Consider the following 10,608-nt stretch of genomic DNA (forward strand, 5'->3'; position numbering starts at 1 on the left):
AACAACTCCAGTACTTGGAGATAAAATATTTACAGTGATACCAGCAGCAACAACAATAGCAATAAAATATGGAATAAAAGATGCTGTTTGTATAAGAGATCTAAAATATTTATTTTTAACTTCATTTAACATTAAGGCTAAAACAATAGCAAATGGAAATTCTAAGAATAAACTATAAATATTTAACATAATTGTATTTTTCAAAGTTGTATAAAAATAAGGACTAGTTAAAAATTCTGTAAAATTTGTTAATCCAACCCAATCACTTCCAGAGATACCCCTAAAAAGACTATAATCTTTAAAAGCAATTAAAAGACCATACATAGGTTTATATGCAAATATTAAATACCAAAGAATAAAAGGCAGAATAATTAGATATAAAGTTTTTTGGTCATTGTTAAAAGTAGATTTTTTCTTTTGAAATATATTCAAATTAAATATATTTTTACTTTTAACAGGTGGATCAAGTTTTAATGTTTTTTCTTTCATAACTTCCTCCTGATTATAAGATTAATTAATGTGATTATAATTTATAAAAAAACTATTGTAAATCGTCAGTTTTAAATCATCTTTTTTCTATATGATTTAATTAAAAATTAGATCATTATATTTAACTGCCCAATTTTGTAAATATATTTTTAAGTATTCATTTTTCTCTGAAACTGGAAGTGGATTAAGTTGCAGTATATCTTTAGCTTCATAGATAAACTCTTTTAATTTTTCATTACCATTATAATTTTTAAAAGCGACATATGTATATTCCTCATCACTAACAGCTCTCCATCCAAACTCTAAAGGATTTTTATTTTGAAGTTTTAAATTGTTAATAATTTTAGGATTTCCTGTGTAACACATGGTAATAGCTTTATTATTAAGAATCTCCCCTTTTAATGTAGGACTTAAATCTATTCCATGAAAAGAGTAATCAGTTTTAATATTAAGTAGAGAGAGTATGGTTGGAACAATATCTACTCCAGAAAGAGGTGTTTTTATATTTATATTTTTAAATTGATCACCTAAAGATAGAATAAAGGGTACAGAGATAGATTCTTCGTACCAAACATGTTTGCTCCATAATCCATGAGAACAAAGCATCTCTCCATGATCTGCTGTAAGTATAATAAGAGTATTATCGTAAAGATTATTATCTTTTAAATATGTTATTATTTTTCCAAAATATTCATCTATACCAGAAATAGCTCCATAGTATTTTTTAACCATTTGAATATACTCTGTTTCTTTTAGAGAGAATGGCTCAATTGTCTGAGGATGGTCAATAATACTGTCTAGTTTAACATTATCTCTTATGGGAATATCTACATTATCATACAAATCAACATATTTTTGTGGAATTAAATCCAGTGGTGTATGTGGTGGATTCCAAGATAAAAATAGTGCAAATTGATTTTCTTTATTTTTATTTAAAAAATCTAGAGCAATATCAGTTTCATGTTTAACAGACCATTCATTAACTTTTATTTGTTCATGAGAATCTTGCCAATAATGTGGACTTAAATGATTGTCATCAGCCCCGTATGAATACCAAAAATCAAATCCATGTCTTTTAGGCCCAGGAGGAGTATATGCATCCCAATTTTTTGCTTTGGAAATTGGATTTTTTGAAAAATCAATATCAGGTTGATCTAAATGCCATTTTCCTATATATCCTGTTGAATAATTATTATTTTTTAAAATGTCACCTATTGTAATTTCATTGGGGCTTAAAAAATTATTAAATAAATTAGGTTTGCAATTGGTGATAACATTATGAGCAATAGGATATTTTCCAGTTAATATAGTGGCTCTACTAGGTGAGCATAAAGGACATGTACTATATGCTTTTTCAAAAATAGCATTATTTTTAGCAAAATTATCAATATTAGGAGTAATAACTTTTTCTTTTTCCATAAAGCCTATAGATTCTCGTCTCCATTGATCTGCAAAAATAAAAAGTAAGTTAGGTTTTTTCATAAGATTTAAATCCTCCTAAAAATTTATTTAATAAAATATACCTTATATGGATAAGTATAGTAAATACTTAATTTTCTTATAGTCGGTAATGAGTATATGCAAAAAATGATGTGAGAATTTAATAGAAAAATGAATATTGACCTAGAAAAAAAGTGAAGGTATACTCTATTAAAATAAATTAAGGAGAAGATATCCTTTATGAAAAAAAATATAGTATTTATAACAACAGATCATCAAAGGGCAGATACCATTGGGATGATACAGTGTGATCAAGAGGTTACACCAAACTTAAATAAATTAGCACAAGAGGGAATAAATTTTTTAAACACATATACAACTTGTCCTTTGTGTGTTCCTGCTAGAACATCATTAGCAACTGGACAGTTTCCAACAAAAACAGAGGTTGTAATTAATGATTTAAAAAATATTCCAGAGAAAACAAGAGATCTAAAAACGCTACATGAATATTTATATGAAAATTCATATGATATAAGTCATTTTGGAATGCAACATATAACTTTAATTCCATCTCTTGAAAAGAGAGTTTCTTTTAAAGAGTTTATAAGTGATGATGACTATGAAAAAGTTTGTTTAGAAAATAATTTACCTATTTTCGGAACTGAAGAAGATAGAGTAAAAGTAAAAGAACTTCATGGAAATATAATAGAGGAAAGAAATTATACAGGATCAAGAGTTTCTTATTTTGAAAAGGAAGAAAAATTATTTAGAGATAGATTTTATCTTGATAATGTTCTCAACTATTTGAAAAAAGAGGACTTTAAAAATCCTGTGGCACTATTTGTAAATATTTGGGCTCCACATCCTCCCTTAACAGTTTTAAAAGAATATATGGATAAGTTTCCTAATCCTATACTTCCAGAAAATTTAAATAAAAAAGCAAATGGAGAGCCTTTAAATAGAAGGGAGGGAATAGCTGCTCAACTTGCAGAGGATAAAGATGAAAACCATTGGAAAGAGGTTTGGTCAGCTTATTTAGGTTTAACAAATTATGCTGATAAATTAATTGGTGAAATTATAAATAAATTTAAAGAAAAAAATGAATATGATAATACAATTTTTGTTTTTACAGCAGATCATGGTGACCATTTAGGTCAACATAAGATGTTTCAAAAGATGGAGATGTATGATCAAGCAATAAAAGTCCCTTTTATATTAAAAGTACCCAATTTAAAAAATAAAACTATAGAGTTTAATACAAGTCATTTGGATATTTTACCAACTGTTTTAGATTTGTTAGATATTAATTTAACAAGAAAGGTTTCAGGAGAGTCATTATTAAAATATTTTGATAAATCAAAAGATAGGTATGTTTACTCTCAATATTCAGGAAATCAAGTTGCAGTTGGAGATATAAGAAGAAGTGTTGTAGGAGATGGATTTAAATATATATTTGATCCAAGAGATAAGGAGGAGCTTTTCTCTTTAGAAGATGACCCTTTAGAGATGAATAATTTAGCGCAAGATAAAAATTATTTTGAAAAAAAAGAACAATTAAAAGAACAATTAAAAAACTTTTTAAATAAAGAAAATGATTGGATAAAAATTTAATTAGGGGGTAGTGATGAGTAAGAAGATAGTTTTAATGTTAGCAGCAATGGGAATATTACAGAGTAATCTTTATAGTGAAAATTATAAGGTATCAAAAAAACCAATGGAATTAAGTATTTTAGCTGTGCAAAATGGTAAAGTTTTTGATGAAAATTGGTCGGTATTTAAAGAGGCATTTAAAGATACAAATGTAAAATTAAAAAGTTATAGTTCTAAAAACTTAACAGATGAGATGCAAGCATTTAACTTAGCTATATCTTCTGGAAAATTACCTGACATAATTTCTTTAGCTTATCCAGACAAATTAGAAAGTTTAGGAATGGATGGAGGAATGGTATCTTTAAATAAATTAATTGATGAACATGCTCCAAATATTAAAAAGTTTTTTGAAAAATATCCAAGATATAAGATGGATGCTGTAGCAGCAGATGGAAATATCTATTTTATACCTGATTATTATGATTGGTATGCAATGAAAGCTGCTCAAGGTGTATTTATTAGAAAAGATTGGTTAAAAAAATTAAATTTAGAAACACCAGAAACTATGGAAGATTTTTATAATGTTATGAAGGCTTTTAAAACTCAAGATCCAAATGGAAATGGAAAAGCAGATGAAGTTCCATATTTTGATAGAACAGTTGAATTTGCTGATAAAGAGTTACTAGGATTATTTGGTGCTGAAATGGGCTTCTTTGTAAATAAAGACAATAAAGTTGAATTTGGACCTGTTACAGATAGATATAAAGAAGCAATGCCAGAAGTTATGAAGTGGTATAAAGAGGGACTAATAGATCCTGAAATATTCACAAGAGGATTCCAAGGAAGAGATTATATGTTAAGAAATAATCTAGGTGGAATGACTTTTGACTGGTTTGCAAGTACAGCAGCATACAATGAAGATAAAGATATGAAAGAAAAAATAAAAGATTTTGAATTTGTAGCAATAGCTCCACCAGAGTATAAGGGTGGAAGATATGCACCAGATGCTAGAGCAACATATTTAGGTGGATGGGGAATAACAGTAGGAGCAAAAGATCCAGTAGCTACAATTAAATACTTAGATTATTGGTTCTCTGAAAAGGGACATGAAATATCTAACTGGGGTGTTGAAGGGGATACTTTTGTAAAAGATGAAAATGGAAAAAATAAATTTACAGATAAAGTCATGAAAGCAGATGGAATGAATCCTTTACAAGTTTTAAGAGGAGAAGGAGTACAATTTAGAATTGGAGCTCTTCAAGATTACGATTATGAAAAAGCATGGGGAAATCCACAAGCAAGTAAGTGGGCAGAGATGTATATGGAAAAAGGATATGTAGTAGATCCTATGCCTACATTAAAGTATACACCTGAAGAGAATAAAAAAGTTCAAAAAATAAACTCACAGTTAATAATGGCTGTAAAAGAGATGAATCAAAAGTGGATTTTAGGTGCATCAGATTTTAATGAAACTTATGATGGATTTGTAAAAAGATTAAATGATATTGGATTACAAGAAGCTATAAAAATAAATCAAGAAGCATATGATAGATTTACAAAAGGGGAGAAATAATGAAATTATATAAACACATCTTATTGGGTATTACACTATTTACGACAATTTATGGACAAAATGAAAATAAAGCACAAATTGTAAAAAAACCTTTAGAGTTATCAATACTTGCAATGCAAAATGGAAAAGTTTTTAATGAAGAATGGTCTATTTTCCAAGAGGCATTTAAAGATACAAATGTAAAATTAAAAAGTTATAGTTCAAAAAATATAAGTGATGAAATACAAGCTTTTAATTTAGCTATATCTTCTGGAAAATTACCAGATATAATAACTCTTGCATATCCTCAAAAATTAGAGAGTTTAGGAATGGATGGAGGATTAATTCCATTAAATGATTTAATAAATGAACATGCTCCAAATATAAAAAAATTCTTTGAAAAATATCCAAAATATAAAAAAGCAGCAAAGGCTGCAGATGGAAATATTTATTTTATGCCATCATATTATGATTGGTATGAGATGAAAGTTTCTCAAGCTTTATTTATTAGAAAAGATTGGCTAGATAAGCTTAATTTAAAAACACCAGAAACTATGGAAGATTTTTATAATGTTATGAAGGCCTTTAAAACTCAAGATCCAAATGGAAATGGAAAAGCAGACGAAGTTCCATATTTTGAAAGGGTAATAGAGTTTGCTGATAAAGAGTTATTGGGATTGTTTGGTGCAGAGTTTGGATTTTATCTAGATGGAGATATGATAAAGTATGGACCAACTTCAGAGAGATTTAAAGAGGCAATGCCAGAAGTTATAAAATGGTATAAAGAGGGACTTATAGATCAAGAGATATTTACAAGAGGATTTCAAGGTAGAGATTATATGCTAAGAAATGATTTGGGAGGAATAACTTTTGATTGGATAACAAGTACATCAGCATATAATGTTGATACTGAACTAAAGAAACAAAATAAAAAGTTTGAATTTGTAGCAGTGACACCACCTGAATATAAAGGTGGAAGATTTGTACCAGATGCTAGATATTTCTCTACAGGTGGTTGGGGAATATCTGCAACAACAAAAAATTCTGTTGAAATTATAAAATACTTTGATTATTGGTTCTCAGAAAAAGGTAATGAACTATTTAACTGGGGAGTAGAGGGAAATACTTTTGTAAGAGATGAAAATGGTAAAAAAATGTTTACAGATAAAGTTATGAAAAATAAAGATAAAAGTCCAATGCAAGTTTTATTAGATGAAGGGATTCAATTTAATAGAGTTGGAGCTCAACAAGATTATGAGTATGAAAAGGCTTTAGGTAATCCTCAGTCTATAGAGTGGGCAGAGAAATATATGAAGGAGGGATATGTAGTAGATCCTATGCCTACATTAAAATATTTACCAAAAGAGAGTAGAAAAATACAAAAAATAAATTCTCAGTTGGGAATGGTAGTAGGAGAGATGAGTCAAAAGTGGATTTTAGGAGCTGAAGACTTTGAAAAAACATATCCACAATTTATTAAAAGATTAAATGATATGGGACTACAAGAAGCTTTAGAAATAAATCAAAAAGCTTATGATAGATTTAATAAAGATTAATTTCTTGAGAAAGGGGACTTTATTTTAAGTTCCCTTTTTCAATATAAATTTGACTATTCTTGATTCATGGGCTAATATAGTAAAACTAAAATTTTTTAACATGGGGGGAATATGAAAAAACTTGTATTAATTTTAACTTCAGTATTTTTATTTATTTTAGGAGGGTGTAATAAAGAGAATAAAAATACAGAAAAAACGTTAACAATATCAACAGGTGCTAAGCCTAAAAGTTTAGATCCATCAATGAATAATGAAATACCTTCTCTTCAAATAGCAAAACAGATATTTAACACACTTTTTACACTTGATAATAATGGAATGATTCAGCCAGAATTAGCAGAGTCATATACATATATAAGTCCAAAAGAATTAGAAATAACAATAAAAAAAGGGATAAAATTTCATAATGGAGAGGAATTAACAGTAGATGATGTAGTTTTTAGTATTAATAGAATGTTAGAAAAACCAGCAACAAAGATTATGTTAGAAGCAATAGAAAGTTGTACTGCTATAGGTAGTAATAAAATAAAGATAACTTTAAAAGAAAGCTCATCTCCGTTACTATATACACTATCTTATCCTCTTACATCAATTTTAAATAAAAAAGATACTATTTCCAAGAAAGATAATATATCTATTAATCCAATGGGAACAGGTCCATTTAAACTTATAGATTGGGGAGATGGAGAGAAAATACAGTTAGAAGCACATGAAGAATATTTTCAAGGAAAAGCAAATGTAGATAAACTAATTTTTAGAGGAATTACAGAAAATACAAGCAGACTTGCTGCTCTTGAAACGGGAGAGTTAGATATAGCAACAATAGCTCCAATAGATGTTGATTTAGTAAATAATAATAAGGAACTATATGCAGTTTCTTATTCTACAACATCAACAGAATTTTTAGGAGTAAATAATGAGAAATATCCTTTTAATAATATTGACTTTAGAAAAGCAATTCATCATGCAATAAATAAGCAAAGTATTGTAGATGCTGTTTATATGGGAATGGCTAGTCCAGCAAAATCAATAGTAAATCCAACAGTTTTTGGAAGTAATCAAAGTGTAAAAGGATATGAGTATAGTTTAGAAAAGGCTAAGAGTTATTTGGAAAAATCAGGGATAAAAGATATAAAAATTGGATTAATATCAAATGATAATCCTGTAAGACTTCAAGCAGCTCAAATAATTCAAGCAAACTTAAAGGATATAGGAATAGATGTTGTAATTGAAACATTAGAGTGGGGAACTTATTTGCAATATACATCTCAAGGAAAACATGATATGTTTATTGGTGGATGGGTTTCTGGAACTTCTGATTCAGATATAGTTTTATATCCATTACTTCATAGTACATACCATGGAGGGGCAGGAAATAAATCATTTTATACAAATAAAGAGTATGACTCATATGTTGAACTTGGAAGAACTGAAACTGATTTAAATAAAAGAAAAGAAGCTTATTATAAAGCTCAAGAGATTTTAGATGTAGAAACACCAATTATACCACTATATTATAAAAATGATAACTTAGGCTTAAGTAAAAAAATAAAGAATTTTAAAAGCGAAGCAAATACAATTCATAGTTATAAAAATATAGAGAAGGGGGAATAAAATGGATATTAATATGAATTATACAATTGAATTATGTAAGGAACTATTAGAGATTCCAAGTCCGGCAGGATATACAGATGAGGTAATGGCTCGTGTAGAAAAGGAATTAAAAGAATTTGGAGTTGAATATAATTACACAAGAAAAGGTAGTATTGTAGCTTTTCTTAAGGGAGAAAATTCAGATTATACAAAGATGGTATCAGCTCATGTTGATACATTAGGAGCAATAGTAAAAAAAGTAAAATCTAATGGAAGACTTGAATTAATGGGAATTGGTGGATTTGCTTGGGGATCAGTAGAGGGAGAAAATGTTATTATTCATACATTAAATGGAGAAAAAATAGAGGGAACGTTACTACCAGTAAAATCATCTGTTCATATATATGGAGATATTCCAAGAGAGATGGCAAGAACAGCTGAAAATATGGAAGTTAGAATAGATGAGGATGTATCAACAGAGATTGAAACAAAAAAATTAGGAATATGCCAAGGGGATTTTGTAAGTTTTTATACAAAGACAAAGGTGTTGGAAAGTGGATATATAAAATCTAGATATTTAGATGATAAAGTATGTGTTGCTCAACTGTTGGCTTATGTTAAATATTTAAAAGAAAATAATGAAAAGCCTAAAAATGATTTATACTTATATTTTTCAAACTTTGAAGAGGTAGGTCATGGAGTATCTGTTGTTCCAGAAAAAGTTGATGAGTTTATAGCTCTAGATATAGGATTAGTTGGAGAAGATGCTCATGGAGATGAGAAAAAAGTTAGTATAGCAGCAAGAGATAATAAAACAGTTTATGATTTAAAAGTAAGAAAGGATTTACAAGAAACAGCATTTAAAAATGGAATAAATTATACAGTGGGAGTTTATAATAGATATGGATCAGATGCGACAGCTTTAATACTACAAGGACAAGATTTAAAGTATGCTTGTATTGGTCCAAATGTTGATGCTACTCATCATTATGAAAGAACACATATGGATGGAATTTTAGAAACTATAAAATTATTAGTTGCATATTTATAAATAAAAGGAAAGTTGGATTTGAAATCCAACTTTTTTTTATAAAAATTCAAAGAAAATATAGAAAAAATTGTATATAATATATATATCTTAAAGTTGGAGGGATTTTCTTGATTAGATATGTAAATACAAAGGAAGAATTAAAAAGAGCAATAAAAGAAAAATCAGAGAGGATTATTATTGTAAATGATATTTTAGCAAATCAAGTTAAAATAGCAAAAAATTCATCAAAAAAAATATTAATATTTTTAATTTGTTCAATAGTTAGTGTTATTGTTACAGGGTTTTTAAGTTTAACTAAAATAGGATGGGAAATAAAAACACTTAGTATTTTAACATTTGTTGGTGTATTTTTAGCAAGTCCAGCAATTGTTTTATCAGTGATATTCTTTGGAATATTTAATTTCTATAGTATATATACAGGATATGATTTAGAAATTGATAGTGAAAGAGAAAACAAGTTTTCTGAAGTTGAAATAAAAGCTAAAGGAAAGTTTATTTTAAAATTAAAAGAGTAATGTAACAGGAGGTTTATGTGAAAAAATTAAGTATTATTTTAGGGAGTATCTTAATAAGTGGAAGTTTATTAGGAAGTGACGAGTTTGTACCTAATGGTAGTTTAAATTTTACACAGACATTTTACGGGAATTCAGGAAAATACAAAACAGAGAATGCTCATCCATCAGTGGGATTAAGTTATTCATTAACAGAGAATTTGAGTTTTGGATTGAATTGGGATAGAACATTTAATACGTATAACTATGATGGAGAGATGGATGAACAAAATAATGATTATAGCTCTCCTTATGGTACTGTAAATTATAATCATGGAAGGGTTGGAAATACTAAGATAAAATGGAGTTCATCATTTCAATTAAAAAATGAAAATGCTTTTCAGGGACCAAATCAGATGTTTGCAAAAATGGAAAGTACATTTGATTTTGTAGATTATTTACCTAAAAATAGTTACATATCACCTACACAGTTTGCCCTATCACCAACTTATATACATGGATGGAACTCTTCTGGAGCATCAGGGCATGTAAATACAGGTGCTTTGGGGTTACTTACAAATTGGAATCTTCCAATGGATTTTACTTTAACAGTAAATGCATATGTTTTAAAAGATTGGTATAATGGTGATTTTATAATTGAAAATGAAGCTGGACGAGAGTACAAAGATATGACATATTTTGGATTTTATGCATGGTTAAATTATTCAAAGGAGTTATATAAATTTAATTCTAAAACAAATCTAATGTTTAATTTTACAGGTGGATATGACCCATATATTGTTTCAGATAGGAGTGCTAGTGGATGGTTTCCATTTATATTTGGAG

8 protein-coding genes and 1 pseudogene are annotated in these 10,608 nt (G+C 28.1%); 7 read left to right on the forward strand and 2 right to left on the reverse strand.

Annotation, left to right across the window (positions count from 1 at the left end; genetic code table 11):
- Positions 1-489 (reverse strand): annotated as a pseudogene (locus Q0V09_RS04065) (hypothetical protein); the annotation flags it as partial.
- 96 nt (positions 490-585) lie between these two features.
- Complete coding sequence (locus Q0V09_RS04070; RefSeq protein WP_297487277.1) at positions 586-1,971, reverse strand: sulfatase; 1,386 nt, start codon at positions 1,969-1,971, stop codon at positions 586-588.
- A gap of 198 nt (positions 1,972-2,169) precedes the next feature.
- Here Q0V09_RS04070 and Q0V09_RS04075 point away from each other — a divergent pair, with 198 nt between their 5' ends.
- The 7 genes from Q0V09_RS04075 to Q0V09_RS04105 form a co-directional block, all read left to right on the forward strand.
- On the forward strand, positions 2,170-3,540 hold the full coding sequence (locus Q0V09_RS04075; RefSeq protein ID WP_297406379.1) for a sulfatase-like hydrolase/transferase: 1,371 nt from the start codon (positions 2,170-2,172) through the stop codon (positions 3,538-3,540).
- A gap of 13 nt (positions 3,541-3,553) precedes the next feature.
- Complete coding sequence (locus Q0V09_RS04080) at positions 3,554-5,092, forward strand: extracellular solute-binding protein (RefSeq protein WP_297487279.1); 1,539 nt, start codon at positions 3,554-3,556, stop codon at positions 5,090-5,092.
- Positions 5,092-6,627 (forward strand): extracellular solute-binding protein, encoded by a 1,536-nt coding sequence (locus Q0V09_RS04085; protein WP_297487281.1) that lies wholly within the window; start codon positions 5,092-5,094, stop codon positions 6,625-6,627. Before Q0V09_RS04080 ends, Q0V09_RS04085 begins: the two co-directional genes overlap by 1 nt.
- A gap of 111 nt (positions 6,628-6,738) precedes the next feature.
- Complete coding sequence (locus tag Q0V09_RS04090) at positions 6,739-8,241, forward strand: ABC transporter substrate-binding protein (RefSeq protein WP_297487283.1); 1,503 nt, start codon at positions 6,739-6,741, stop codon at positions 8,239-8,241.
- 1 nt (position 8,242) lies between these two features.
- Positions 8,243-9,271 (forward strand): M42 family metallopeptidase, encoded by a 1,029-nt coding sequence (locus Q0V09_RS04095; protein ID WP_297406553.1) that lies wholly within the window; start codon positions 8,243-8,245, stop codon positions 9,269-9,271.
- A 107-nt stretch (positions 9,272-9,378) separates the two neighbouring features.
- Positions 9,379-9,786: a hypothetical protein gene (locus Q0V09_RS04100; RefSeq protein WP_297406551.1), complete on the forward strand. Its 408-nt coding sequence runs from the start codon at positions 9,379-9,381 to the stop codon at positions 9,784-9,786.
- 17 nt (positions 9,787-9,803) lie between these two features.
- The coding region (locus Q0V09_RS04105) for a hypothetical protein (protein WP_297487285.1) at positions 9,804-10,608 on the forward strand (805 nt) is incomplete at its 3' end.

It is taken from the genome of uncultured Cetobacterium sp. (genome assembly GCF_947039425.1).
Lineage (GTDB): Bacteria > Fusobacteriota > Fusobacteriia > Fusobacteriales > Fusobacteriaceae > Cetobacterium_A.